The 26994-nt window shown below is 62.7% G+C and carries 21 protein-coding genes, 1 pseudogene and 1 riboswitch; of the genes and pseudogenes, 10 read left to right on the top strand and 12 right to left on the bottom strand.

All coding sequences use genetic code 11. The features are described from left to right. Positions 1 to 67 precede the first annotated feature (67 nt). The 4 genes from FS320_RS06320 to FS320_RS06305 all read right to left on the bottom strand — a co-directional run bounded on the left by FS320_RS06320 (position 68) and on the right by FS320_RS06305 (position 5912). On the bottom strand, positions 68 to 769 hold the full coding sequence (locus tag FS320_RS06320) for a thiamine ABC transporter ATP-binding protein (RefSeq protein WP_152710242.1): 702 nt from the start codon (positions 767 to 769) through the stop codon (positions 68 to 70). Next, on the bottom strand, positions 756 to 2330 hold the full coding sequence (locus FS320_RS06315; RefSeq protein ID WP_152710241.1) for an ABC transporter permease subunit: 1575 nt from the start codon (positions 2328 to 2330) through the stop codon (positions 756 to 758). The genes FS320_RS06320 and FS320_RS06315 overlap by 14 nt, the downstream gene beginning before the upstream one ends. A 9-nt stretch (positions 2331 to 2339) precedes the next feature. Then, complete coding sequence (gene thiB / locus FS320_RS06310; RefSeq protein WP_152710240.1) at positions 2340 to 3344, bottom strand: thiamine ABC transporter substrate binding subunit; 1005 nt, start codon at positions 3342 to 3344, stop codon at positions 2340 to 2342. 68 nt (positions 3345 to 3412) lie between these two features. Further along, positions 3413 to 3519, bottom strand: a riboswitch (TPP riboswitch). A 47-nt stretch (positions 3520 to 3566) separates the two neighbouring features. After that, positions 3567 to 5912 (bottom strand): Tex family protein, encoded by a 2346-nt coding sequence (locus FS320_RS06305; protein ID WP_152710239.1) that lies wholly within the window; start codon positions 5910 to 5912, stop codon positions 3567 to 3569. A gap of 184 nt (positions 5913 to 6096) precedes the next feature. Here FS320_RS06305 and FS320_RS06300 point away from each other — a divergent pair, with 184 nt between their 5' ends. The 5 genes and pseudogenes from FS320_RS06300 to FS320_RS06285 all read left to right on the top strand — a co-directional run bounded on the left by FS320_RS06300 (position 6097) and on the right by FS320_RS06285 (position 12357). Continuing rightward, on the top strand, positions 6097 to 7407 hold the full coding sequence (locus FS320_RS06300; protein WP_152710238.1) for an Hsp70 family protein: 1311 nt from the start codon (positions 6097 to 6099) through the stop codon (positions 7405 to 7407). A gap of 91 nt (positions 7408 to 7498) precedes the next feature. Continuing rightward, positions 7499 to 10285 carry a phosphoenolpyruvate carboxylase gene (gene ppc / locus FS320_RS06295; protein WP_152710237.1) on the top strand — a complete coding sequence of 929 codons (2787 nt, stop codon included), beginning with the start codon at positions 7499 to 7501 and terminating at the stop codon, positions 10283 to 10285. A gap of 86 nt (positions 10286 to 10371) precedes the next feature. Continuing rightward, positions 10372 to 10542: pseudogene (locus FS320_RS45830) on the top strand (plasmid stabilization protein); the annotation flags it as partial. A 101-nt stretch (positions 10543 to 10643) separates the two neighbouring features. After that, entirely contained in the window at positions 10644 to 11555 is a 912-nt protein-coding gene (locus tag FS320_RS06290) for a dihydrodipicolinate synthase family protein (protein WP_152710236.1), read from the top strand. A gap of 22 nt (positions 11556 to 11577) precedes the next feature. Further along, a complete protein-coding gene (locus tag FS320_RS06285; protein ID WP_152710235.1) occupies positions 11578 to 12357 on the top strand; it encodes an SDR family oxidoreductase in 780 nt (259 codons plus the stop codon). 44 nt (positions 12358 to 12401) lie between these two features. Here FS320_RS06285 and chrA read toward each other — a convergent pair whose 3' ends face one another. The 3 genes from chrA to FS320_RS06270 form a co-directional block, all read right to left on the bottom strand. Continuing rightward, positions 12402 to 13799, bottom strand: coding sequence for a chromate efflux transporter (gene chrA / locus FS320_RS06280; protein WP_338105301.1), 1398 nt, complete (start codon positions 13797 to 13799; stop codon positions 12402 to 12404). Further along, complete coding sequence (locus FS320_RS06275) at positions 13796 to 14626, bottom strand: chromate resistance protein ChrB domain-containing protein (RefSeq protein ID WP_152710234.1); 831 nt, start codon at positions 14624 to 14626, stop codon at positions 13796 to 13798. The genes chrA and FS320_RS06275 overlap by 4 nt, the downstream gene beginning before the upstream one ends. A 134-nt stretch (positions 14627 to 14760) precedes the next feature. Next, positions 14761 to 15549 (bottom strand): LOG family protein, encoded by a 789-nt coding sequence (locus tag FS320_RS06270; protein ID WP_152710233.1) that lies wholly within the window; start codon positions 15547 to 15549, stop codon positions 14761 to 14763. 381 nt (positions 15550 to 15930) lie between these two features. On the opposite strand from FS320_RS06270, the gene FS320_RS06265 reads away from it, so the two are divergent. From FS320_RS06265 to FS320_RS06255, 3 genes are all read left to right on the top strand, one after another. Further along, positions 15931 to 17127, top strand: coding sequence for a fumarylacetoacetate hydrolase family protein (locus tag FS320_RS06265; RefSeq protein WP_152710232.1), 1197 nt, complete (start codon positions 15931 to 15933; stop codon positions 17125 to 17127). Positions 17128 to 17129: 2 nt separating this feature from the next. After that, entirely contained in the window at positions 17130 to 18605 is a 1476-nt protein-coding gene (locus tag FS320_RS06260) for an aldehyde dehydrogenase family protein (RefSeq protein WP_152710231.1), read from the top strand. Positions 18606 to 19022: 417 nt separating this feature from the next. Next, the gene (locus FS320_RS06255) at positions 19023 to 19811 is read left to right on the top strand and encodes a CYTH domain-containing protein (RefSeq protein WP_152710230.1); all 789 of its coding nucleotides are present in this window, start codon (positions 19023 to 19025) and stop codon (positions 19809 to 19811) included. A 61-nt stretch (positions 19812 to 19872) separates the two neighbouring features. On the opposite strand, the gene FS320_RS06250 is transcribed toward FS320_RS06255, so the two are convergent. From FS320_RS06250 to FS320_RS06240, 3 genes are read right to left on the bottom strand one after another with little or no spacing between them, the layout of a single operon-like run. Next, complete coding sequence (locus tag FS320_RS06250; RefSeq protein ID WP_152710229.1) at positions 19873 to 20712, bottom strand: lytic transglycosylase domain-containing protein; 840 nt, start codon at positions 20710 to 20712, stop codon at positions 19873 to 19875. 54 nt (positions 20713 to 20766) lie between these two features. After that, on the bottom strand, positions 20767 to 21234 hold the full coding sequence (locus FS320_RS06245) for a hypothetical protein (RefSeq protein WP_152710228.1): 468 nt from the start codon (positions 21232 to 21234) through the stop codon (positions 20767 to 20769). Between the two features lie 6 nt (positions 21235 to 21240). Beyond that, complete coding sequence (locus tag FS320_RS06240; protein WP_152710227.1) at positions 21241 to 21594, bottom strand: DUF6152 family protein; 354 nt, start codon at positions 21592 to 21594, stop codon at positions 21241 to 21243. Positions 21595 to 21784: 190 nt separating this feature from the next. On the opposite strand from FS320_RS06240, the gene FS320_RS06235 reads away from it, so the two are divergent. Then, positions 21785 to 22084 carry an HlyU family transcriptional regulator gene (locus tag FS320_RS06235; protein WP_152710226.1) on the top strand — a complete coding sequence of 100 codons (300 nt, stop codon included), beginning with the start codon at positions 21785 to 21787 and terminating at the stop codon, positions 22082 to 22084. A gap of 297 nt (positions 22085 to 22381) precedes the next feature. Beyond that, positions 22382 to 24097, top strand: a complete 1716-nt coding sequence (locus FS320_RS06230; protein ID WP_152710225.1) for a catalase — start codon at positions 22382 to 22384, stop codon at positions 24095 to 24097. A gap of 15 nt (positions 24098 to 24112) precedes the next feature. Here FS320_RS06230 and FS320_RS06225 read toward each other — a convergent pair whose 3' ends face one another. Both FS320_RS06225 and FS320_RS06220 read right to left on the bottom strand, forming a co-directional pair. Beyond that, positions 24113 to 25015 carry a YihY/virulence factor BrkB family protein gene (locus FS320_RS06225; protein WP_152710224.1) on the bottom strand — a complete coding sequence of 301 codons (903 nt, stop codon included), beginning with the start codon at positions 25013 to 25015 and terminating at the stop codon, positions 24113 to 24115. Between the two features lie 221 nt (positions 25016 to 25236). Continuing rightward, positions 25237 to 26979: a protein kinase family protein gene (locus FS320_RS06220; protein ID WP_152710223.1), complete on the bottom strand. Its 1743-nt coding sequence runs from the start codon at positions 26977 to 26979 to the stop codon at positions 25237 to 25239. Between the last annotated feature and the right edge of the window lie 15 nt (positions 26980 to 26994).

Genomic DNA, 26994 nt, shown 5'->3' with positions numbered 1-26994 from the left:
GCGCGGCACTCTTCTAATCCGGATCACCGGCACGAGGCCGGTGATGACAGGTAGAAATTTATGCGTTTCACGAATCCGAGACGGCCGCCGCAATCCTGGGCGCGAGCGTACTGTTGAGAATGTCCGCAGGTCGTCCCGATGCCACGACCCTGCCGCTTGCAACAAACGCCATCTGGTCGGCCACATCCGCCACGTCCTCCGGCGTATGAATCGTCATGACAATGGTGACCGGGCGTTTGCGCCGCAACTCGTCGACGAGCAGGATCATGTCGCGGCGCAGGCTGGGGTCGAGACTGCTGAACGGTTCGTCGAGCAGGATCAACGGGCGGCCGGAAATCAGAGCGCGTGCCAGCGCCACGCGCTGACGCTGGCCTCCCGACATCTCGCCTGGCTTGCGATCATCGAAGCCTGCGAGGCCGACCGCGTCCAGCATGTCGCCCACGAGAAGCTTCTCATCTGCACTCAGCCGCAAAGAGGGGCGCAGACCCAGCGCCACATTCTCCGCTACGCTCAGGTGCGGAAACAGGTTGTGGTCCTGGAACACGATGGCGGCCGGGCGCTTCGCCGGTTCAAGCGGCAGGAGGTTCTGTCCGTTGAAGCTCAGCGTGCCGCCTTCAGGCCGCTCGAAGCCGGCGACCATGTGGAGCAGGGTGGTCTTGCCGCCGCCGGATGGGCCGATCACGGCGCACAAAGTTCCGGTCTTCACCGACAGCGAGTAATCCGCCTCGAAGTCGGGCCAGGTCAGGCGGCAATTCTCAATCACCAGCATGGGACAATCGACCTGAAGCGTGCGCAAGGAGAACGGCGAAGAGGACGATGACGAGGCCGATGGCCGCTGCTTCGTCAAGCCGGTAGGCGCCAAGGCGCTCATAGAGAAGGTAGGGCAGGGTCACCAGTTCCGTGCCGCCGAAGAGGGCGATGATGCCGAAATCGCCGAAGGACAGGGCCATGGCCAACGCGAAGCCCGCCGCAAGCGGTCGCTTGAGAGCGGGCCAGTCCATGATCGTCAGCTTCGACCAGCCAGTGATACCGAGGGACGCCGCGACGCGGCCGTAGCGCTCCTCCGTGGTCAGCAGATGAGGCGCCACATAGCGATAGGCGAAGGGCACGGCGGCCAGTCCGTTGATGAGCGGCAGGAGAATGAGACCTGCCGTCGACGGATCACCGAAGCGCTGGATCATCAGGAACAGGCCCGCGGTCAGGGCAAAGGGCGGCACCGCGAGGAGGGTATCGGGCAGGAAGTTGTAGAAGGCGGCCATGCGCGGGGAACGTAGCACGATGCGCCGTCGTCGCGCCGCGGAAGCCAAGGCAAGGGCCAGGATGCAGGCCAGGATGGCGGCGGCGGCCGCGACGGCAAGGCTCGTGGCAAAAGCCTGAAGAAGATCGACATCGATCACATCGAGCATGTTCCGGATGCCCGTCAGCACGCTGAAGGCGAGGGGCGCGATGAAGAGGGCGCTGACGGCGAGCACGACGGTGTCGAGGACTTTCAGGCCGTCGTTCTTTGCATCCGGCCGGCGAACGAGGCTGCGGATCGTGTGGCCGACCGGCGGTCGCGTGAAGGCCCAATGAAGAAGAGCCGTCATCGACAGGCAGATCGCGAGCTGGATCAGGGCGAGCCAGGCGACGCGGCCGAAATCGAGATCGATCTTGAGCGCTTCGAAGATCGCGACTTCAAGGGTGGAGCGACTGGGGCCCCCGCCGAGCGCCAGCACGATGGCGAAGCTCTTGAAGCACATCAGGAAGATGAGGCCGGCAATGCCGGGCAACTCCGCGCGCAGCACCGGCCAGTCGAGATGGCGGAAGATCTGGAACGGCGTGAAGCCGAAGGCGGTAGCGAGGCGCCAGTGCTCCGCAGGCACCTGGTTCAACCCGTCCAGGGTGATCCGCGCGACGAAGGGCCCGTTCAGGAACACATGGGCAATCAGAATGCCGGGATAGCCGAAGATGCTGAAGCCGCCTTCCCAACCGAGGAGCGCGAGCCCTTCGGCGAGCCACCCGCTCCGGCCATAGACGGCAAAGACCGCGAAGACGGCCACGATGGTCGGCATCACCATCGTGGTGCCGAGGATCGCCAGAACGAGATCGCGCCCGGGAAACCTGCGGCGTGCGAGCGCGAGCGCCAGACCGATCCCGAGAACGAGGGACAGGACGGTCGAGAGAAGGGCCTGGATCACCGAGAAGGCCAGGACGCGCCAGAGATAGGGGCCGATGGGGAGAAGCGTCGGCGTCCCCTCATCGAAGGTGGCAAGAGCGATGAAGCCGCCCGCAACCAGACCCAGGATGGCAAAGGCCACCAGGCTTCCGGGATGCGGCAGCTTCATCGTCATGATGTGCAATCAGCGTGCCGTGGCGTTGAGCCAGGCATCGGTGAAAGTGCGGCGGTTCTGCTGCACCTCCTCCGGCGTGAACAGGAGCGCTTGGCTCGGCTCGATCATGCCTTTGAGGGCCGCCGGCGTGCCGGAGGGCGGGTTCTTCGCCGGATACATCCAGTTGGTCTCAGGAATGGTGGACTGGAACGGCTCGCTGAGGATGAAGGCCATGAACTTCTTGGCGAGGTCCGGCTGCTTCGTCGTGCGGGTCATGCCGGCAAGCTCCACATGGAGGTAGTGGCCCTCCGTGAAGGCGGCGGCCTTGTAGTTGTCCTTCTTCTCCGCGACGATGTGATAGGCGGGAGACGTGGTGTAGGACATCACCATGTCGGCTTCGCCCTTCAGGAACAGGCCATAGGCTTCCGACCAGCCCTTGGTGAAGGTGACGATGCGTGGTTTCAGCTTGCCCCAGGCCTCGCCGGCCTTGTCGCCATAGACCTTCTGCATCCAGAGCAGGAGGCCGAGACCCGGTGCGCTGGTGCGGGGATCCTGCAGGACGACCTTCGGCCCGTTGGGATTGTCGACCAGTTCTTTCAGGCTCTTGGGTGGGTTGGGCAGCTTGTTCGCATCGTAGACGAAGGCGTAGTAGCCCCAGTCGAATGGGATGAAGGTCTCATCATTCCATTGGATAGGAAGTGTCAGATCCTTCACATCCGCACCGTGCGGCGCAAAGAGATTGAGCGACTTGGCCTCGGCCACGAGGTTCATGTCAAGCCCGACGACCGCATCCGCCTTGGTGTTCTCGCCTTCGAGACGCAGGCGCCCGAGCAGGCTGCCGGCATCCTCGGCCGTGACCCAGTTCAGCTCGCAGCCGCAGGTGGCCTCGAAGCGTTCCTTGACCGGCTTGCCGGGACCGTATTTCCCCGCGAAGGAGCTGTAGGTGTAAACGGTCAGCGTCGGCTTGGTCTGAGCCTGGGCAAGGCCTGCGGCGAGCCCGAGCGAAACGAGGGTGAGAAGGAATCGGCGTAGCATCAGTGGCGCTCCCATGCATGAGGCAGGCCGGACAGGCGGCGCAGATTGCACGGGGCATGGCTTTTGTGGCGATGTCGCATGCTCATTCCCTCCGCCGGCATGACCCGGATCAGGTTCGACGGGTCGGCGGCCTTGCCACCTCTCAGCCTCGTTTGAGGCTCCCCGTGAGACGCTTTGCTTCTAGATCAGTTCAGGGGCGGCGACAAGCCGCCCCAAATACGGCTACTTCCTGCTGCCCTTGTCCTTGCCATTGGACATCGCAGCCCGGCGCAGGGCATCGGCAAGGGCGCCACCGGATGAGGGGGCTTGGGCCGCCGGGTTGCGCTCGTTCTGAGCCCGATGCTTCTGGAAGGCCGCCCGGTTGTCGTCCTGGCGGCCCGCCGACCGCTTCTCGGCCGGATCGCTCATGCGCATGGTGAGCGAGATGCGCTTCCTCGGAACGTCGACCTCGAGCACCTTCACCTTCACGATGTCGCCCGGCTTCACGACGCTGCGCGGATCCTTCACGAAGGTGTCGGCGAGCGCCGAGATGTGCACGAGCCCGTCCTGGTGCACGCCCACATCGACGAAGGCGCCGAAGGCGGCCACGTTGGTGACAACACCTTCCAGCATCATGCCCGGCTTCAGATCGCCGATTTTCTCCACGCCCTCCATGAAGGTGGCGGTCTTGAACTCGGGGCGGGGATCGCGGCCAGGTTTTTCCAGTTCGCTCAGAATGTCCTTCACCGTCGGCACACCGAACTTCTCGTCCGTGAAGCTCTGCGGGTTAAGCTTCTTCAACACGGCGCCGTTGCCGATCACGACCTTGATGTCGCTCTTCGTGGCCTCGAGAATTCGACGCACGACCGGATAGGCCTCAGGATGGACGCCGGAAGCATCGAGCGGATCATCGCCGTTCGGAATGCGCAGGAAGCCCGCGGCCTGCTCGAACGTTTTCGGGCCTAGGCCTGAAACCTTGGTCAGCGCCTTGCGGGTCTTGAAGGGACCGTTGGCGTCGCGGTGGGTCACGATGTTCTGTGCCACCCAATCGCCGAGGCCTGAGACGCGGGCGAGCAGTGGGGCCGAGGCGGTATTGAGGTCGACGCCGACCGCGTTGACGCAATCCTCCACCACCGCGTCGAGGGAGCGGGAGAGCTTAAATTCCGCGAGATCGTGCTGATACTGCCCGACGCCGATGGACTTGGGGTCGATCTTCACGAGTTCAGCCAGTGGGTCCTGCAGGCGGCGCGCGATGGAGACGGCGCCGCGGATGGACACGTCGAGGTCCGGCAGCTCCTGGCTGGCAAAGGCGGAGGCGGAATAGACGGACGCGCCTGCTTCCGAGACCATGATCTTGGTGAGCTTCAAATCCGGGTGCTTCGTGACCAGCTCGCCCGCGAGCTTGTCGGTCTCGCGCGAAGCCGTGCCGTTGCCGATGGCGACGAGCTCGACCTTGTGCACGCGGCAGAGCCGCGCCAGCGTTGCAACGGACTCATCCCATTGGCGCTTTGGCTCATGCGGGTAGATGGTATCGGTTGCCACTACCTTTCCGGTTGCATCCACCACGGCGACCTTTACACCGGTGCGGAAGCCCGGATCGAGGCCGAGCGTCGGGCGGGCGCCGGCAGGAGCGGCGAGCAGCAGGTCGCGCAGGTTGCCCGCGAACACCTTCACCGCCTCGTCCTCGGCGAGCTGCCAGAGGCGCATCTTCATGTCGAGCTCGATGGAGAAACGCAGCTTCGTGCGCCAAGCCCAGCGGACCGTCTCCAGAAGCCACTTGTCGCCGGGACGACCCTGATCGACGATGCCGAAGGCGAGCGCCGTGCGGCCCTCGTAGCGGCTGATATAGCCGGGTTCGGCGCTGTCCTTGTCCTCTTCCATGCGAAGATCGAGGATCTCTTCCTTCTCGCCGCGGAAGAGCGCGAGGATTCGATGAGAGGGAAGCTTCGTCAGCGGCTCGGCAAAGTCGAAATAGTCGGCGAATTTCGCGCCATCCGTTGCCTTGCCGTCGCGCACCTTCGAGGTCAGGCTGCCGCGCTCCCAATAGGTTTCGCGCAAAGCCCCCAGGAGCTCCGCATTCTCCGCGAAGCGCTCGACCAGAATCGAGCGGGCGCCCTCCAGCGCGGCCTCGGGCGTGGCAACCTCCTTCTCCGCATTCACGAAAGCCGCGGCTGCCTCCTTCGGCTGGCGGGCCGGGTCGCTCAGGAGCAGGTCGGCCAGGGGTTCAAGGCCCACTTCCTTGGCGATCTGAGCCTTGGTGCGCCGCTTGGGCTTATAGGGCAGGTAGAGATCTTCGAGGCGAGCCTTGGTGTCGGCGGTGTTGATCTGAAGCGCCAGTTCGTCGGTCAGCTTGCCCTGCTCGCGGATACTGTCGAGGATCGTCTTGCGGCGGTCCTCCAGCTCGCGGAGGTAGCGCAGGCGCTCGTCGAGGGTGCGCAGCTGGGCATCGTCTAGCGTGCCTGTGACTTCCTTGCGGTAGCGCGCGATGAAGGGAACGGTGGAACCGCCGTCGAGCAGCTCGACGGCTGCCTTGACCTGCCATTCCTGAACATTCAGTTCGTTCGCAATGCGCTGACCGATGGATAGCATGAAAGTCTCCGAAGAAGCATAAGGCGCGGCTTCTACGGTGCGCGATGCCACCGGGTCAACGGCCCGCCCACAGCGCCAGGGTCGCAGTGCCGATAGGGAAGGCGAATTTCTGACGATTCCTCTTGGCTCGGGAAGCCTTGGCGTATAGACCGTCCGGCCCTCCAAGCCGTCCTCCGAGGTCCCCATGCCCCCGTCCCACGATTTTTCCATCGGCATCGATTTCGGAACCAGCAACACGGTCGTGGCCATTGCGGATCCGAACGGGCACGTGGAGGCGCTGACCTTCGATCATGGCGGAGAGCGTCTCAAAGTCTATGTCACGGCGCTCTGCTTCTGGGACGAGCGGCACGGCAACGGCCTTCGCACCGAGGTCGAGGGCGGTCCCTGGGCTATCGAGCAGTTCCTGGAAGGGCTCCATGCCCACCGCTTCATCCAGTCGTTCAAGACCTTCGCGGCCAGCGCCACCTTCAAGGAAACCCGGATCTTTCGCGAACGGTACGGCTTCGAGGACCTGTTGAGCGCGTTCCTGCGCACGCTCGCGCGTCATGGCGGCTCCCGGCTGGATTGGGGGACGAGAAACGTCGTCATCGGCCGGCCGGTCCGATTCGCCGGCTACAATCCGGACGACGATCTCGCCATGCGGCGTTACCGGACCGCCTTTGGCAGGCTCGGGGCGGAGCAGGCCCGCTATGTCTATGAGCCGGTTGGGGCGGCCTTCTTCTATGCGCGGCAGCTCGATCACGATGCCACAGTGCTCGTGGCGGATTTCGGCGGCGGCACCAGCGATTTCTCGGTGATGAGGTTCTTGAAAGCCGGCGGCGTCCTACGGGCCGAGCCGCTGGGGCATGCCGGTATCGGCCTCGCGGGAGATGCCTTCGATTACCGGATCGTCGATAAGGTCGTCTCGCCACGTCTCGGCAAGGGCGGGCTCTATCGCTCGATGGACAAGATCCTGTCGATCCCCAACCACTACTACGCCAATTTCGCACGGTGGAACCAGCTCGCGATGATGAAGGGCAGCGGCGATCTGAAGGAATTGCGCGAGCTGGCCCGCGTCGCCCTCGAGCCAGAGCCGCTCGAAAAGTTCATCGATATCGTCGAGTACGATCTCGGGTTTGCCCTCTACCGCGCCGTGTCATCGGCGAAGGTTGCACTCTCGAGCAACGAGGAAACGGACTTCCGCTTCCAGGGCGAAGGCGTGGACATCAAGGCCCGGATCGCGCGCGCCGATTTCGAGTCATGGATCGCGGAGGACGTTGACCGGATCGCTGGAACGATCGATGAGGCCCTTTCCAAGGCCGACGTGAAACCGGGAGAGATTGAGAGAGTCTTCCTCACGGGTGGCACGTCCTTTGTCCCCGCCATCCGCCGCCTGTTCGTGGATCGCTTCGGTGAGACCCGCCTGACATCCGCAGATCAGTTCGAGTCCATCGCCTATGGATTGGCACTCATCGGCCAAACGGAGGCGCCGGAGCGTTGGGCCGTCACGAATTAGGCGAAAATTAAAATAAAATTACGCTTGCCGTCCAGTGACAAAGGGTTTTATTTCGCAGTGCAGCAAACGCGACTGAAGCGGGAGCCCTCCCATGTCCGTGATCAATCCCGACGTCACGCCTGAAAAGGATTTTCCTCTTCGCGACGACATCCGGCTTCTGGGGCGAATCCTCGGCGACACGATTCGCGAGCAGGAGGGCGAGGCGACCTTCGAGATCGTCGAGCGCATCCGCCAGACCTCGATCCGCTTTCATCGCGATGAGGACGAAATCGCCCGCCGCGAGCTCGAGACGATCCTGAACAGCCTCTCGCGGGGACGCACCAACCAGATCATCCGGGCCTACAGCTACTTTTCGCATCTGGCGAACCTTGCCGAGGACCAGCACCATGTCCGCCGCTCCCGCGCCCATGCGATGGCGGGCGCTCATGCCATGGAGGCGGCGGCGCCGCGTGAAGGAACGCTGGCCCGAGCCCTCAAGCTCATCCAGGAGGCGGGCATCAGCCATACGGCCCTGCAGGCCTTCTTTGCTTCCGCCCTTGTCTGCCCGGTCCTGACGGCGCATCCGACGGAAGTGCGCCGCAAGAGCACCATCGACCGCGAGATGGAGATCTCCCAAATCCTGGCGCAGCGTGACCGGCAGCACCTCACCCCAGAGGAGGAGGTAACCTGCCAGGAGGCTCTTCGCCGCGCCATTCTCACTCTCTGGCAGACGAGCATCCTGCGACGCAACAGGCTGAAGGTGATCGACGAGGTCATGAACGGCCTCTCTTATTACGACTACACTTTCTTCAAGGAACTGCCGCGGGTTTATGCCTCCCTGGAGGATCAGCTCGCGGCCATGGATCCCACCTGGGGGACGGTGGAGGTTCCCTCGTTCCTGCGCATGGGAAGCTGGATCGGCGGCGATCGCGACGGCAATCCCTTCGTGACGGCGGACGCATTGCGACAGGCCCTACTGCTGCAAAGCAAGCACGCGCTCGGCTTCTATCTCGAGGAACTCCATTGCCTGGGCGCCGAACTGTCGCTCGATGGGCGCTATGTGAACATTTCCGACGAGGCCCAGGAGCTCGCCAAGGCGTCTCCAGATCTTTCGCCTCATCGCCAGGACGAGCCCTATCGCCGGGCGATCACGGGCATCTACGCGCGCCTCGCGGCAACCGCCACCCGGTTGGGGCATGGAGACGTGGCACGTCATGCGGTGGGCGAGGCACGGGCCTATGACAGCGTCGAGGAATTCGAAGGCGATCTCCTGATCCTGCACCGTTCCCTGCGGTCGAACGGATCGGGCTCCCTGTCACGAGGCCGCCTGCGCAAACTGCGCCGCGCCGTCGACGTGTTCGGCTTCCACTTGGCAAGCCTCGACATGCGCCAGAACTCCGATGTTCATCAGCGTGTGGTTGCCGAGCTCTTCGAGAAAGCGATTCCCGGCACCGATTACGAAGGGCTGCCGGAGGAGAAGCGTGTCGCCCTGCTCCTCGAAGAGCTCCGTACGCCGCGGCTCCTCACATCGCCCTATGTTGAGTACTCGCCGGAAACCACATCCGAGCTAGCCATCGTTCACGAAGCCGCTGAAGCCCATCGACGCTATGGCCGTGCGGCCGTGCCGAACTACGTCATCTCCAAGGCGAGCGATCCGTCCGATATACTGGAAGTGGCTCTTCTCCTGAAGGAAGCGGGTCTGTTGCGTCCACGCGAAGGCGAGATGGATGTGAACATCATCCCGCTTTTCGAAACCATCGCGGACCTGCGCCATTGCAGCGGTGTGATGGATGCGCTTTTCGCGCTGCCAGATTACATACGGCTGTTGCGCAGCCGCGGTCAGGCGCAGGAGGTGATGCTCGGCTATTCCGACAGCAACAAGGACGGCGGCTTCCTCACGTCGGGGTGGGAACTCTACAAGGCGGAGATCGAGCTGATCGACGTCTTCAAGCGCCACGGTGTTGCCCTTCGGCTCTTCCACGGTCGCGGCGGATCCGTGGGCCGTGGCGGCGGGCCGAGCTATCAGGCGATCCTGGCGCAGCCGGGCGGGGCGGTGCAGGGCGCGATCCGCATCACGGAACAGGGCGAGGTGATCGCTGGAAAATACTCGAACCCGGATCTCGGCCGTCGCAACCTCGAAATCCTGGCCTCCGCGACTCTCGAAGCCTCCCTCCTGCATTCCGGCCAGCCCGCTCCAAACGAGGAGTACCTGAAGGCCATGGAGGAACTCTCGAACAGCGCCTTCAAGGCCTATCGGGCGCTCGTCTATGAGACCGAAGGATTCGAGCGCTACTTCTGGGAATCGACGGTAATCAGCGAGATCGCCAATCTGAACATCGGCAGCCGGCCCGCGTCGCGAACGAACTCGCGGCGCATCGAGGATCTGCGCGCCATCCCGTGGGTGTTCGGCTGGGCGCAGTGCCGCCTCATGCTGCCGGGCTGGTACGGCTTCGGATCCGCCGTCAACGAATGGCTCGAGAAGCGGCCCGATACCGGTTTGGCGCTTCTGCAGGAAATGTACCGCGAATGGCCCTTCTTTCAGGCGCTGCTCTCGAACATGGACATGGTGCTGGCGAAGAGCAACATCGCGATCGCTTCACGCTATGCGAAGCTCGTCGAGGACGAGGCGCTGCGCGAGGCCATCTTCCCGCGCCTGCGCCACGAGTGGGAGGATTCGATCAGGCAACTGCTCGCCATCATGCAGCAGCAATCCCTGCTCGACGACAATCCCCTCTTGGCCCGATCAATCCGCAACCGCTTCCCTTATCTCGATCCGTTGAATCACCTGCAGATCGAACTGTTGAAGCGTCACCGGTCTGGCGATGCGGACGAGCAGGTCGTGCAGGGCATTCATCTCTCCATCAACGGCATCGCGGCCGGATTGCGCAACAGCGGCTAGGAAACAGAGTTTCGGAACCGTGTTCGGGCTTCTCGGTTAAGCCTTGGAGAGCGCATCCCAAGGTCTCAGCTCGAGAGGAGAACACCATGTCTCGTGGCGACAAGTCTACCTATACCGACAAGCAGAAACGCAAGGCCGAGCATATCGAGGAAGGCTACGAGAACCGTGGCGTTTCTGAGAAGGAGGCCGAGCGGCGCGCCTGGGCCACCGTCAACAAGCAGGACGGCGGCGGCAAGAAGAGCGGTTCCGGACGCGGCTAAAGATGTATCGTCGGCAGCAGCTAAGGTAGTGCGCCGGGCGGAAAGCGGGTGTATGGAGGGGCCCTGACCTCTCGCCCCGCTTTGTCACGGAGGAAGCCTTGCTCACGAGTTCTGCCGCCGGCGTCTATGTCATCTGCCCCACGCCCTTCGAGAGCGACGGGCGCGTGGATGTTGCCTCGACCGACCGAATGGTCGAAGCCTATCTGAAAGCCGGTGCCACCGGGCTGACGATTCTCGGCATCATGGGCGAAGCGCCCAAGCTGGCGGCGGATGAAGCTCTTGCCTTTGCCCGTCAGGTGATCGCCACGGTGGCAGGACGCGTTCCCGTGATCGTCGGCGTGTCAGCCGCGGGCTTTGCCGCCATGTCGGGCCTCTCCTCCAAGGTGATGGATGCGGGCGCCGCCGGCGTCATGATCGCGCCGCCCTCCACCCTGAAGACCGACGACCAGATCGTCTCTTATTACGCCGATGCGGTGGAAGCCATCGGCACGGACGTGCCCTTCGTGATCCAGGATTACCCGCTCACGACCAATGTGGTCATGACGCCGAAGGTGATCCTGCGGATCATCGAGCAGCATCCCTCCTGCGTGATGCTCAAGCATGAGGACTGGCCGGGACTCGACAAGATCACGACCCTGCGCCGTGCGAGCGATGCCGGTCAGGCGCGCCGCGTGTCGATTCTCTGCGGTAACGGTGGCATGTTCCTCCCCTTCGAGATGGAGCGCGGCGCCGACGGCGCCATGACCGGCTACGCCTATCCCGAAATGCTGGTGGGGGTGGTCAATCTCATCAATCAGGGCAAGCGGAAGGAGGCGCACGATCTCTTCGACCGTCACCTGCCGCTGGTGCGCTACGAGACGCAGCCCGGAGTCGGTCTCGCCGTACGCAAGTATGTCTTGAAGCGACGCGGCATCATCGCGTCCGACACGTTGCGCAAGCCCGGGCCGAAGCTGAGCCCGGAAACCATTGCCGATATCGAATGGCTGATGGAGCGCATCGAGCGCTCGTAATGCAACAAGGGGAGTTTCACGTATGGAAACAGGGTTGAAAGGAAAGCGCGCGCTCGTTCTCGGCGCGAGCAAGGGGCTGGGCTTCGGGATCGCTCAAGGCTTGGCGGAGGAGGGCGCACGCGTCTCCCTTGCCAGCCGCACGATGGGAGGTTCGAAGGCTGCCGCCGACAAGATCGGCAAGGACGTCCTGGCCTTCATCTGCGATACCGGCAAGGTCGATCAGGTCGATGCGTTGGTCAAGGATGTGACGGGAGCGCTTGGCGGCGTCGACATCCTCGTCCTCAACAGCGGTGGCCCGCCACCCGGCAAGGCGCAAGGAGTGTCGTCCGACCAATGGCGCCAGTCATTCGAGGCCATGTTCGTCAATCTCGTGCGGATTGCCGATCAGCTTCTCCCCGGCATGATCGAGCGCAAGTTCGGCCGCATCATTTCCGTGATCTCCTCCGGTGTGATCCAGCCGATCCCCAATCTCGCAATCTCGAATGCCATTCGGCCCGCGCTCGTAGGCTGGGGCAAGACCCTGGCGAGCGAGGTGGCGTCCTCGGGCGTCACCGTGAACGCCATCGCGCCGGGCCGCATCGCCACCGATCGCCTGAAGCAGCTCGATGCCGCCAATGCGGAGCGCACCGGTCGCTCCGTTGAGGATGTGGCGAAGGCCGCCCGCGCCGGCATTCCGGCAGGACGCTACGGTGAGATCGAGGAATTCGCGGCAGCGGCCGTCTTCCTCGCGAGCGAGAAGGCCTCGTTCATGACCGGCTCGATCCTGCGCGTCGATGGCGGGCAGATTTCTTCTACGACCTGAGCCGGATTCGATACGAGCGTGAGGCGGGAGGCCGCCTCACCTCTTCAAGCGATCACCCCCGTCCAGTAAAGGACAAGTCCCGCAATGGATGTTGCCGCAAGCGTCGGCAGCATCCCGACGTGAAAACGGAACATGGCAAGGATGGCTGCTCCTGAGAGAAGCAGCGCCCATCCGTTGACGCTCTCCCATACCGGCGCATCGAGACTGAACGGCCCCCATTCCACCGCCTGAACATTGCCGAAGATCGTGTGAATGCCGAACCAGATCGCAAGGTTCAGGATGACACCGACGACGGCGGCCGTGATGGCGGACAGGGCACCGCTCAAGGCTCTGTTGCCGCGGAGCACCTCGATGTAGGGTGCCCCCAGGAAGATCCAGAGAAAGCAGGGTGCGAAGGTCACCCATGTGGCGAGGAGTCCGCCGAGCGTGCCCGCCAGAAGCGGCGGGAGCGCACCGGCATCCCGGAACGCGGCCATGAAGCCAACGAATTGCAGCACCATGATCAACGGGCCCGGTGTGGTCTCGGCCATGCCGAGGCCATCGAGCATCTCGCCGGGCTGCAGCCAGCCATAGGTCTCGACCGCCTGCTGAGCCACATAGGCCAGAACGGCGTAAGCTCCGCCGAAGGTGACCATCGCCATCTTGGAGAAGAAGATCGCGATCTGGCTGAAGACGTAGTCTCGCCCGAGGATCAGCACGAGAGCCAAAACCGGCACGAGCCAGAGCGTCAGCCAGATCGCGGCGACACGTACACTTCGTCCCATGTTCGGAGAAGCGTGGGCGGGAAGATGCTCCCCCAGGAGATTGTCGTTATCCTGCGCGTCATTACCATGGTTGCCGGCTTGGAACTGCGGGAGACCCGCTCGCCCGCCGAAAAAGCCGATCAGCCCGGCAGCGAGAATGATCAACGGAAACGGCGCATCGAGAAAGAAGATCGCCACGAAGGCTGCCGCAGCGATCCCGATCAGGATGCGGTTCTTCAGCGCCCGCTTGCCGATCCGCACGACCGCCTCGAGCACAATGGCGAGCACGGCGGCCTTCAGGCCGAAGAAGAGCGCCGCAACGATGCCGATCTTGCCGTAGAGGGCATAAATCCAACTCAACCCCATGATGGCCACGATGCCGGGCAGGATGAACAGCCCGCCCGCCATGATGCCGCCGAGGGTGCGGTGCATGAGCCAGCCCACATAGGTGGCAAGCTGCTGCGCCTCCGGCCCCGGCAGCAGCATGCAGTAGTTGAGGGCGTGGAGGAACCGGCTCTCGGAAATCCAGCGCTTTTCCTCAACCAGGATCCGATGCATCACGGCGATCTGCCCAGCCGGCCCGCCGAAGCTCAGGGCCGCGACACGCAGCCAGACGCGAAAGGCCTCACCCAGCGAGACTCCATGGCTGGGCAAGGCCTGAGCGATAGGCTGGTCTGAGTTCTGCAGAGTCTCGCTCACGTCAGACCCCCCGGCTTCTTCGAGGGCCAGTTGTGCGTTTCTTCTGTCGCATCGCGGCACCAGCGATAGAAGGCATCGTAGAGCATGAGCCCGGCCTCGAGCTGCGCGAGATCGTCCGCGTACATCCGTGACAAGCCCAGCGAGGCGGCGAGTAACCCGGGCACCTCCGGCGCCAGGTCGGGCCGGGCCGTATCGGCTCCACGGACGATGGTGGCGAGGCGCTTCAGGGGAGCGGTAGAGAGGCCGAACTCCTCGACCATGACATCGAAGGTACAAAGCTCGCCACGATGGCTCCAGAAGGCATCGTCGCCTTCGATATCGAAAGGCGTGGCTGAAAAGCGTGCCGCCACGCCCTGGACCTCCGAGGTCGGGACGAACAGGAAAACGGCATCGGGGTCGACGAAGCGACGGATCAGCCAGGGGCAGGCAATCCGGTCGATCTTGGGGCGCGAGCGCGTGACCCAGATCGTCCGTCCTTGGCGATCGAGCGCTGGAATCCGGTCTGCCGGGACCATGGGCAAGCCGGCCTGCGCCCAGGCCAGCGTTCCGCCTTCGAGGGAATCAGCCGAGGATCCGGCGTGGCGCAGCCAAGCTGCCACGCCGTGGCTGAGCTTCAGGCCTTTCTGGCAGATCACGACAACGGAATGGCCCGCAAGTTCATGCGCCCATTCCGCAACGGTCTCGAATGATCGGCGGCTGGAACCAGGGATCAGGCGAGGATCGCTGGCAAAGTCATCATCGGTGCGCACATCGATGAGGAGAGGGCGTTTCGGCATGCCGATAAGGCGCGCGAGTTTTTCAGGCGAGATGGTGTTGAACGACGACATGGTTGCATCCGTAATGGTTCAGAGCGGATGCGATGCTTGGGCATGTCGCCTCGTGGGGAGATCGCAATCCCCATGGGACCGATCACAATTCAACCCTCCGGTTTTGTCAACTCAATTCGACAGGGCCGCCTCGATCAGAAATCCTGCTCGGAATCTCTTTCCAGAGTCTGCACGACGAGACCGTTCTCAATGAGGGCGGTCCACACGTCCTCGGCGCTGTCGGCAAAATTGACGAGTTTGCGGTCGTGCTCGCTCACCATGCCATGTTCGAGCAAGGCATCGAACTTGATGACCGATTGCCAGTAGGCCTTGTCGAAGAGGACGATCGGCAGGGGAGGGGCCTTACCGGTCTGGCGCAGGGTCAGGATCTCGAACAATTCATCCAGGGTTCCGAACCCGCCAGGAAACACCACGAGGGCGTTGGCCCGCATTGCCAGGTGCATCTTGCGCATGGCGAAGTAATGGAAGCGGAAGGTCAGGTCCGGGGTCGAATAGGCATTGGGTTCCTGCTCATGGGGCAGGGTGATGTTGAAGCCGATGGAGGGGGCACCGACATCGAACGCGCCCCTGTTGGCTGCCTCCATGATGCCGGGGCCGCCGCCGGTGGCGATCACGTTGTCCCGGGTTCCGCTGGTAACGGTCAGGGCGCCGCCCCGCTGTGACGCGATGGCGCCGAAGCCACGGGCCTGCTCGTACCAGAAAGGGTGCTTCCCCGGCCCGTCCTCATGAACCCGGGCGCTGCCGAAGACGACGATGGTGGAGCGAACACCCCAGGTACGCAGGCTCTCCTCGGCCTTGGCATATTCCAGCATGAACCGAACGCCCCGCATGGAATCGCCGAGGAGAAAATCCTGGTCCATTGCGGCCAGTCGATAGGACGGCGAGTCGAGGCTTGCTGCTTTCGAAGGCTTGCGGTCATCCATGGAATAGGACTCCTTTCACGCAGCCTGCACAAAGCACACTTTCGAAGCCGGATTAACTCCCTCGTCGACGGGAACGGAACCTCTTGCGGTCCAAGAGGTGGATCACCCACCGATTCCGAGGGATGGAGGCCTCTCAGCCGCGCTGCGCAACGGACGACGGACGAGGTTTGTTCCGAGCTTTCCCCGGTCGAAAGTCATTTTCCCTATAGCCGCTCGCGTCTTGGTGGCTATATCAAGGGCGCACGAGGGCATCGTGCGGGAAAAGGGGATCCGGCTTTCCGCACGACGCGTCCTTCAAAAGAAGGAGCATCGGACCCGTCGGGGCGATGCTCTAGGGAAGAGGGCGGGAAGCGGCCCTCAACGGAAAGTGAGCGCCAGCCGATGGACCATCTGTCTTCGACGAACATTGCCCGAATCCTGCCAGCCGACGGGTTCCAAGGAGCCCTTGTCGGGCGCGTCTGGCGCCCTGGAATCGGACCTTCCGTGGCCGCAGTTCGGGAGGATGGTCTCTTCGATATTTCCTCCACCTGTTCAACGGTGAGCGGGCTTGCCGCCAAGGATAATCCAGCCGGCATGGTGAGGTCGGCTCGAGGCGAGAGAATCGGATCTCTCGAAGAGATCGTGGGTAATACCGCGCCGGACAGTCGGGACGGGTCAAAGCCATGGCTTCTGGCTCCTATCGATCTTCAGGTCATCAAGGCGGCCGGCGTCACCTTTGCAGTTTCCATGCTGGAGCGTGTTATCGAGGAGCGAGCGCGGGGCGATGCCAGCGCCGCAGCAGCTATCCGGGCCGAGGTTCTGCGGCTCGTGGGCGACGACCTGAGCCGGCTCAAGCCCGGGTCACCCGAAGCTATGGCCCTGAAGGACGTTCTCGTCGCTCAAGGAGCGTGGAGCCAGTATCTCGAGGTCGGAATCGGTCCGGATGCGGAGGTGTTCACCAAGGCGCCAACTCTCTCGGCTGTCGGAGCCTTCATGGATGCCGGCCTTCACCCCAAATCCACCTGGAACAATCCCGAGCCAGAGGTGGTGGTGATCGTCACTGCTCAAGGCAAGATCGTCGGCGCCACGCTCGGCAACGATGTGAACCTGCGCGATTTCGAAGGGCGCTCCGCTCTGCTTCTCTCGAAGGCGAAAGACAACAACGCATCCTGCTCCGTGGGTCCCTTCATCCGGTTCTTCGACGAGACCTTCTCCCTCGACGATGTGCGCCAGACCAATGTGACGCTGACGGTGGAAGGCGAGGACGGGTTCAAGCTCGAAGGCTCGTCGTCGATCACGAAGATCAGCCGCGATCCTGAGGACCTTGTCGCTCAAACCGTCGGTCCCCACCATCAGTACCCGGATGGGTTCGTACTCTTCCTTGGAACAATGTTCGCACCCACACAGGATCGGGACGATTCCGGCATGGGGTTCACGCACAAGCGGGGCGACATCGTTACCATTGCCGCTCCGAAGCTTGGGGCGCTGGTGAACCGCATGAAGCCGAGCTCCGAATGCGAGCCTTGGACCTTCGGCATCAGCGCTCTCATGTCCAACCTGGCCCAACGGGGCCTCATCAACACCAGACAGGCAGGTTAACGATGACAAAGAACTATATTGCGGGCGAGTGGCTCTCGGCGACGGAAGCATCGGCCAACGTCAATCCATCGAACACCAACGACGTGGTGGGTGAATATGCCCGCGCCTCAGTAGCGGAGGCTGAGCGAGCGATCGACGCGGCTTATGAAGCTTTCCCGGCCTGGTCGCGTTCCTCGATCCAGCAGCGCCACGACATTCTCAAGGCTGTCGGGGACGAAATCCTCGCCCGCAAGGAGGAACTCGGCCGCCTGCTCTCGCGCGAGGAGGGCAAGACCCTGCCCGAAGGCATCGGCGAGGTCACCCGCGCCGGGCAGATCTTCCTCTTCTTCTCCGGCGAATGCCTCCGGATGGCCGGCGAGAAGGTCCCGTCCGTGCGGCCCTTCGTCGATGTGGAGATCACCCGCGAGCCGGTGGGCGTCGTCGGCCTGATTACGCCGTGGAACTTTCCCATCGCGATTCCGGCATGGAAGATCGCGCCGGCGCTCGCTTACGGCAACACGGTGGTGTTCAAGCCTGCCGACCTCGTGCCGGGTTCGGCCCATGCGCTCTCCGAGATCATCATCCGGGCCGGTGTCCCCGCGGGCGTGTTCAACCTGGTGATGGGCCGCGGCTCCGTGGTGGGTGAGGCCATGCTGAACAGCCCCAAGGTCTCCGCCATCTCCTTTACCGGATCCGTGCCGACGGGTCGCAAGGTTGCCCAGACCTGCATCACCGCCGATCCGATGAAGAAGGTTCAGCTGGAGATGGGCGGCAAGAACCCGATGGTGGTGCTCGACGACGCCGACCTGAAGGTAGCTGTGGAATGTGCCGTCAACAGCGCGTTCTTCTCCACCGGCCAGCGCTGCACCGCCTCCTCGCGTCTGATCGTCACGGACGGCATTCACGACCGGTTTGTGGCCGCCATGCAGGAGCGGATGCAAGGGCTCGTCATCGATGACGCCTTGAAGGCGGGCACGCATATCGGCCCGGTGGTCGACCAGAGCCAGCTCGATCAGGATCTGAAGTATATCCGCATCGGCCAGGAGGAAGGCGCCAAGCTCGTGGCCGGCGGCGAACTCCTGAAGCGCGACACTCCCGGCTTCTATCTCGCACCTGCGCTGTTCACGGAGGTGAGCAACCAGATGCGCGTGGCGCGTGAGGAGATCTTCGGACCGGTGGCGACCGTGACCCGGGCGAAGGATTATGACGAGGCGCTCGAGCTCTCCAACGACACGCCGTTCGGTCTGTCGTCCGGCATCTGCACCACAAGCCTGAAATACGCTTCTCATTTCAAGCGCAATGCGGAAGCCGGCATGGTGATGGTGAACCTGCCGACCGCGGGCGTGGACTACCATGTGCCGTTTGGCGGCCGGAAGGGCTCGTCCTATGGCCCGCGCGAACAGGGCCGCTATGCGCAGGAATTCTACACCACGGTGAAGACAGCCTACACCTTCGACGGAAACGGCCCTTATGTGCCGAAGACCAAGTCGAGCGAGTAATTCAATTACTCATGCGCGTCGCATGGCCTCAGCATCTCAATTTGCGAGATGCTGAGGCCATTAATTTATGTAATAGCTGAATTCGTGCGATCGACGATCCTGCTGAAATGCAGTGGTGCATGTTTTCAGATTCTAGAGCACTGCCAGCATAGCACTCCGAACCAGCGTTAACTTTATCGACAAAACCCGGGCAGCTTTTTGTTCTGTCCATTGAACTTTGCCATGGGAACGCCATCATAGGCATCCAAGAGAACTTATACTTACAGGCTCAAACTCCTGCAGCGGCAAAACATTGTTGCGTTCAAGTCCATGCTTGTCGGCGCGGAAAAATGAATTGCAACTTCGTTCTATTGAAAATGAATGCTGCTAGTTCTGCGAGCCGGTGAGTGGCGCTCCTTCATTAGTAGAGAACTTAATATGGTTACTTCCCGACGTTATTTTATTGCTTCTTCGCTTGCGCGTCTGATCCGCAAGGACAGAGGAGGCAATCGTGTCACGGAAGGCCACTTCCCCAATCAGGCTGACCGTAGCTCCTTCGTGGTTGTGGAGGGCGACAAGGGCAGTCTCGTTCTGCTTCATGCGGGACCCAATGGGCCAACCGAGGAGCGCACAGAGGTCCCGCGCGCTCACGCCGAGGCGCTTCTCGATGTCACGCCCGGCAAGCTTGATTATCTGCTCACCCATCTCACTGTCGGCACACGGGACATTCAGATCGTCCGCTTCGTGACGCCGGGACCCTTGGACCTGATCTCTGTCCCGTTCGAGAGCGACGAAGAGGCCAGGGATTTCCGTCCTCTGTCCTGGTTCGGTCCGGATGTAACGACGGAAGTGGCCTATCAGAATCGGTCCATCGCGTTGGAAGGCGCACCCCAAGCGCCCGATGTTCCGATGTCGAACGCGGCTCTCAACAGCCTGCTCGATACGCTCGAAAATCGGTACTCCGCCCCACGCGGTTATACTCCGCATGCACCCGCTCGTGCCTCGGCAGAAGCCGGGACAGGACAGCGCAATGCGCCACCGGCCGCTCCTGCGCAAGCCAACGAGAGAACGGCGCAGCCTCAACGGGGCGTTCTGTCGAGGCCTGCTGCTCCGGTCGATGCGGATCTGGGCGATGACGACGCCGGCGATGACAACGATCTGAACCTCAACATCGAGGACAACGTCATCCGCGAGCTTGCTCGTTCGCTCCGGCCCCAGCGTCGCTGACATGCGTTCTCTTTAGGATCTTCCGAGAAAAGCCTGCACCATTCGCGTGGTGCAGGCTTTTTTAACTCGGCAGTACGATGCAGCTGCCGCCCGCCGTGCGAATATTCCGGCATAATTGCTCCGCCGCCTGCCGCGTTTCTGCCGGTGCGCGGACACGATAGAACGTGCGTGTGCCGCGATAGCGCAGCCGCGTTCCGATGATCATCGGCCGCACATCCTTCAGGAGCGAAGCATAGGCTTGGCTCGTGCGCCTGAACGTGGCGAGAGCTCGGTCTTTCGAGAAGTTGCCAGCAAGCTGAACACCCCAGGGTGCAAAGGGCGCTTCGAGGGTGTCGCCACGCCCGGGGATACGGAGCGTGGCGACGATCTGCTGGCAGCTTTGCCCGGATGAACTCCGGGTGCCGGCATTTCTCTGCTCCTTGGCATCGGCTGCCCATTCCTCGGCGGATCGGCCCGTTACCGCGATCACGTAATTCCTGGTCTCGGCAGGCAATCCTCCCTGGCCTGCGAGCCAGGACGTCACCCGTGCGGGCCCTCCGTTATAGGCGGCCGCCGCAAGCCCGAGATTGCCGAATTGCTCTGCCAGATGGGCAATGAATTCAGCGGCCTTTGGAATGGCCTGCTCGGGGTCGAACGGATCGGCCAAGCCCCGTTCCCGGGCCGTGCCCGGCATGAACTGAGCGATGCCCTGCGCGCCCGCCGGACTGACGACGCGCGGGCGAAACGAGCTTTCCTGCCAAATCAGCTTGGTGAGCAGATCGTGTGGAATCTGCTGGGTGCGTGCGGCTCCCTCGATCAGTCGGCACAGGGCCTGCTCGACGGTCTCCGTTGACGCCCCCGGATTGGCCCAGGCGGTGCCGCAGCAGAGGGCAATTCCGCAAAGCGCCAGCCGCAAGCGCATGAAGGACCTCACTGAAAGGGCGGATGATCAAATGAATGAAAGCCACGTGCCAAGCTACAAATAGGCGATCATTCGTCCTGCCAAGAGCGCGACGATCCAGGCGATGAGGGAGACAAGGGCATAGACACGGGCTTCCGGCGGCAAGGCGCCTGCGCGCAGGGTCGTTCCGAAGCGGGCGTGAAAGAGGGCGACGTTGATGAGCCCCAGGGCAATGCAGGCGAGCTTCAGGTAGAAAGCCGGGTTCACTCCGAGCGCACGGGCCTCCACCGCGAGGAGGAGCGTTCCTGTTGGAATCTGAAGCGCGAGACCGGCGGCAGCCAGGGGAATGGCATAGCGCCCGACCTGCCATGCGTGCTTTCCGTGCTCTGCCAGAACCTTCAGGTCGAAGACCGCGATACCGCCAACGACGAAGGCTGCTCCCAGGACGTGCAGCAGGTTCGCGATCGTGTACAGCCACGCGGAATGACGCCCCGCATGGCCGAGCCAGGAGCTCTCCAGTGCGGCAAGGAGATCGAGATACATGGTGGCCTAGCGCAGTTCGTAGGTCTTGCCGCTCACGACAATCCGTTCCGCTCTCATTTCCGTCTCTGTGCGGGTGGAGGGATAGCCTTCGAGCCTGACCTGCGTTCCAGGCTTGATCATGTCGGGATCGAGCCCGCGAGCGCTCATGCGGAACGGGGGCGCGAGCACCGCATCCCAGTTTTTGCCCTGGAAGGCCACGGCCAGCATAACATGGGGATTCTCCCAGTCGGCCCGCTCGACATTGCCGGTGATCGTCATGAGCCGGGCCGCATCATAGTTGCCCCATCCATGATGGGCGAAGGCGATGCCGCCGGTCAGGAGCGCCCCGGAGAGGCATAATGCGAACAGAGGAAGTTTCATGATGGACCCCTGTATCTCTTGAGCCAGACCAGGCGGTCAGAGTTGGCTGCGGGAGGCATGGCGTCAAGGCGTTTGCAAGCGGAGCTCGCTCAGATCATCGGATCGTGATGGACCGCCTGGAGGATTCGCTCCTCTGCGTTGTCCCGGCTATGCTGCGGCTTCACGAATCAACCTTAGTTCAGTGGCAGCAATGGCATCGATCCTAAAAGACCTCTGGAGCCGTCTAGCAGGCGGAGGCAGTGCAGGCGAGCGTGAGGAGCCCGTTGCCGAGGCCGTGGAATACAAGGGGTTTCGGATCCGGCCGGCGCCTTACTCCGCCAAGGGCGGATACCAGACGGCGGGCATGATCGAAAAGGATTTCGAGACCGGCATGAAGGAGCATCGCTTCGTACGGGCCGAGACCCATCCCAGCAAGGACGAGGCCGCCAATTTCGCGATTACCAAGGGCAAGCAGATCATCGACGAGCAGGGCGACCGTATCTTTCGCTGAAAGCCTGCTCTCAACCGGTGCTAGCCAGGGCAATGGACTCGACCGAGTGTATTTGAGAAAACCGATCCCCTGGCCTGAGCCGCATCGAACCGGTTCCCGCGCCACATCTGTGTGAGACGCGCAACCATTGCCTTTTACGGATGTTGCCTCCGCAAACACGCTCCTTTCCGCGAGCAGCTCTCAATCAGATAATCTGATCATGCATCGCAAGATTATCGATTGGCGCTGATTGCCGTAGGTCCTTACGATGTGGTCGGGGGCGCGTTGCAATCATCCGGTCATTCAAGGGAGATCGCCATGGCCAAGAACCCTAACGCACCGTCGGGAACGTCCGATCGAGTCCTGACGAACAGGCAGGGTCATCCCATCACCGACAATCAGTCCCAGCGCACCGTGGGAAGTCGCGGCCCGGCCACGCTGGAGAACTACCAATTCCTCGAGAAGATCACCCATTTCGACCGTGAGCGTATTCCTGAGCGCGTCGTCCATGCCCGCGGCTTCGTGTGCTATGGCGAGCTCGAGGTCACCGGAAAGATCGGTGACGAGCCGGCCTCCAAGTACACAAGGGCCAAGCTGTTCCAGACCGCCGGCAAGAAGACTCCACTCGCCATCCGCTTCTCGACCGTGATCGGCGGGCGCGATTCCTCCGAGGTTGCACGCGATCCGCGCGGCTTTGCGGTGAAGTTCTACACGGAGGACGGCAATTGGGATCTGGTTGGTAACAACCTGGCAGTTTTCTTCATTCGCGATGCCATCAAGTTTCCAGATGTCATCCACTCCCTGAAGCCGGATCCCATCACCTTCCGTCAGGAGCCGAACCGCATTTTCGACTTCATGAGCCAGACGCCCGAATCCATGCACATGCTGACCCATCTGTTCAGCCCGCGCGGCATCCCGGCGAGCTACCGGCATATGGAAGGCTTTGGCGTCAACACCTACAAGATGGTCAACGCCCAGGGTGACACCGTCCTAGTGAAATATCACTTCCATCCGCGTTGCGGGTTGGCCAGCCTGACGGCGGAGGAGGCGGCCAGGGTGCAGGGGCAGGATCTCGGCTCGGCTTCCAAGGACCTCTATGAGGCGATCGAGCGTGGCGAGTATCCCCAATGGGACATGTCCGTGCAGATCATGGAAGACCACGATCACCCGGAACTCGAATGGGATCCGCTGGATGACACCAAGATCTGGCCGGAGAAGGATTTTCCCTTAAGGCACGTGGGCGTCATGACCCTGAACCGCAATGTGGAGGATCACTTCAACGAGAATGAGCAGATCGCCATGGGCACCGGCGTGCTGGTGGACGGGCTCGACTTCTCCGACGACAAGATGCTGGTGGGCCGTACCTTCTCCTATTCCGACACGCAGCGCTATCGCGTTGGCACGAACTACTTGCAGCTGCCGGTGAACCAAGCCAAGAACGCCAAGGTGTCCACCAACCTGAACGGTGGGCAGATGTCCTTCCGCCGCGATCTGGCGCCGGGGCAGAACCCGCACGTGAACTTCGAGCCATCGATCCATAACGGCCTGCATGAGGCGTCCCGAGAGGAGCCGAACAACCCGCCCGAGATCCGCGGACGGCTGACCCGCAGCGTCATCGAGCGGCGCAACGACTACATCCATGCAAGGGGGCGCTACTGCACCATGATGGACTGGGAGCGTGACGATCTCGTCCTCAACATGGGCACGCTCTTAAGCCAGTGCGAGCATGACGTGCAGGAGCGCATGGTGTGGCATTTCCTGATGGTGCATGACGATTATGGGAACCGCGTCGGAGAGATTCTCGGCATCACGGCCGACGATGTCCGCAGCCTCCCGCCGCTGCCGAAGCAAGTCCTGACCGACGAGGATAAGCGCCGCCTGCAGAACCTCGGCAGGAACGGCGACAAGATCGACCCGAATGTCTGGGGCCAGTGGACGAGCTCCGTGAAGAACTACAAGGCCTCGGCCGAGGAGGTTTTGGGCGGCATGCGCGATGTCCCGACCGCCCCCGCCATGGAGCAGGCGGCCGAGTAGGCCTCAAGCCATCGCCTACAGGGAACGAGCCGGGATCTCCTGGCTCGTTTCTTGTCGAGGCTCCGTGCTGTGCCCCGAGCCCAGACTCCCGCGGCTCTCGGCATAGGCCTTCGTGAATTCGGCGCCGAAGAGCAGGATCAGGGACGAATAATAGATCCAGAGCAGGATCGTGATGATGGAGGCGGCGGCACCGTAGCTCGACGCGACGTTGCTCTTGCCGAGATAATACCCGATCAGAAACTTGCCGAGGGTGAACAGGAGGGCGGTGACCAGGGAGCCGGTCCACACATCGCTCCATCGCAGGTCCACGGCCGGCAGGAGCTTGAACATCATCGCAAACAGAAGGGTCGCGACGGCGAAGGCGACGAGACTGTTTAGGAAGCGCAGGATGATGGTGGCACCCGAGAAATTCGCCTCGAGATAGTGTCCGACAGCCGTCAGGCCTGTATCAATGACGAGCGACACCAGCAGCAGAAAGCCGATTCCCAGCACCAGAGCGAGGCTGACGAGCCTGGTGCGGACGAAGCTCAGGATGCCGAAATTCGCCGGCGGCTTTGCCTTCCAGATGATGTTCAGGTTGTCCTGCAGTTCCACTACGGCTCCGGTGACCAGCAGAAGAAAGGTCACGATGCCGATTGCGGTGCCGAGGATGCCGGAGCCCACATTGCTGGCGCTGGCGATCATCGCTTCAAGGGCTGACGCCTCATTGGTTCCGATCAGGCCGCCGAGCTCGCCGACGATGGCACCCTGTGCCGCGTCCCGCCCGAAAGCCAGTCCTGCAACGGCAATGGCAGCTAGCAGCATGGGGGCAAGGGAGAAGACGGTGAAGAAGGCGATGGAGGCGCCAAGGCTCATGGCGCGGTCGTTCCACCAGCCTGCGAATGCCGCCTTCAAAAGCCGCCCTGTCTCGGAGAACATGCAAGGACCAATCCTGACGGGTGAAACGTCCCGCCACCGCTGAAGTGTTGACTTGGCCGTTAACGGGCAGGAACTTTCCCTTGTTCCTGCCGGAGTCCCGAACCCAAAGAGGACACCGCTCTTGGGATCCGTCCGGTGCTCAGTCCCTTCAATGGTCCATCGTTCGGCAGGGAGGCCGGGCCGCTTGTCCGCAGGATGCGCTAGGATTCAGGTCTGCGGATTCAGTCCTCATACCGCTGCAGAAGGCGGCCGTAGCGATTGGCTGCCTTGCGCAGGCGAGCCTCTTCCTCACCTCCAAGCGCGGCTGCAGCCATGAGGTGAGCGCCCATTTGGAAGGCGCAATAACAGGGAAGCAGGAAGGCCAGCAGTTCGCGGGAAACGGGGTGACCGCTCGTCCGCTCGACGATGGCGCAAAGCCGGGTGGCTTCCTCCTCCGAGAGACCCAACTCGACGATGGCTCCGGCAATGTCCCAGCCGATGTCCTGATATCCGATCAGGTCATGGGCTGCGCTGTGATCCAGCGCGTCGGTCTTGATGAGGCGGTGGTCGTAAACCAGCCACTCCCATGCGTGCATCCGGTTGTCGGTGCAGACCCGGCGTACTTTGCCATCCAGATCGTCTGGATGCGGCAAGGATCGGTCCAGGGCTGAGCCTGGATCGTCCCCCAGAGCCTGCCGGGTGTTGTAGACCGCCATGTGGCGCAACTCGCCCAAGGATGCGCCCTGATGCCCGGATGCGGGACAATGACGGCCGCGAAAACCCAGATACGCTCCGACCTGATCGATAAGTTGATCGCGATCGAAAGCTACCTGGTCGAGGCTTCGCGCATCTTCATGCCAGCGGTGCACGAGAAAGCCATGGCGGTAGCCCGCGACTTCCGGTGCGAAGCCTGCCTCGTGCAGGTGCCGGGCCATCCAGAGCTTCCTGGTCCCGGTCTCTCCCAAGCCTGCAAATTTCACCAGCCACGGCGCGCCATCGGTCGACACCAGGAATTTCCGGCGCTCTTGCTGGGGATTGGACGGCGGCCAACTCGCCTCGTCCTGATAGCGATGCCAACGCCATGCCCCGCCCGAAAGGTCCTCGAGCGGTCCGTCCAGCGGGCCGATCAGGTCTTCCACCCAGGCGGCAAGATGGTGAGGGGGCAATCCGCGAAGCAGGAGGTCATCCATGGTATGGATGTGGCGTGGAGCACTGCTCCATCGCTCCCGATGGCGGGTGCCGGCCTGTGGTCCGAGCGGGCCATCGTGGCTTGGGAAGAAATGAATCCTCTGGCGCGCCACACCGGCCCCTTCGAGCCAGTCGGCCACAGCCCCGAACGAGCTGCCGGATAGGCCGGGCCCCTCGTCGACGATGGCGAAGGACCTGTCCGGGTCTGCCGCCAGCGTCTTCGTAAGTGTCGAATCGACCTTCACCTCGCGCTTGAAAGGATGACCGATCGGGCGAAGCGTGAAAGGGGCCGGAGCGCCGATGGCGGCGGCGACGAGGGTGCTGAGGCCCGTGCCGATGCTGCGGATGCCGACGACCCGGGTATTCGCGCCCAAACCCGAAGCCTTGGCCGCTTCCAGATAGCATTCCGGATAGAGAGCGTAGAAGGCATAGCCTTCCGCCTGCCTGGTGCAGATTGTACGGGATGGATCGAAACTGAGGAGCTTTTCGAGGAAATCCTGCGGCAAGGAGCCTTCCTTGAACTCGCTTCGCCACGATCGCTCGATGGCAGAGGCAAGAAGGGAGAGGCATTCCATGCCATTTTGATGGGCGTCGGAGAGCGTATCGAAGCCGCGCGCCTGAAACTCGGCGTCGATCAAACCCTGGACGAGTTCGCCGGTACCGATGAACGCCGTCACAAGCGTTCCATGCCGCTCGATTCCGGGCGGCATGGAATGGATCTCCGACAGGACGTCCCGGATTGAAGCCTGCTTGGCTCCTACCGTCTCGGTGTGCTCGACATCCCCGTAGACCAGCATCGAAAGCGTGCCGTG

This window comes from Microvirga tunisiensis (assembly GCF_009296175.1).
In the GTDB taxonomy this organism is placed as follows: Bacteria; Pseudomonadota; Alphaproteobacteria; order Rhizobiales; family Beijerinckiaceae; genus Microvirga; species Microvirga tunisiensis.
Note: the sequence above shows the minus strand (reverse complement) of the source record. Positions and strands in the feature narration are given on the sequence as shown.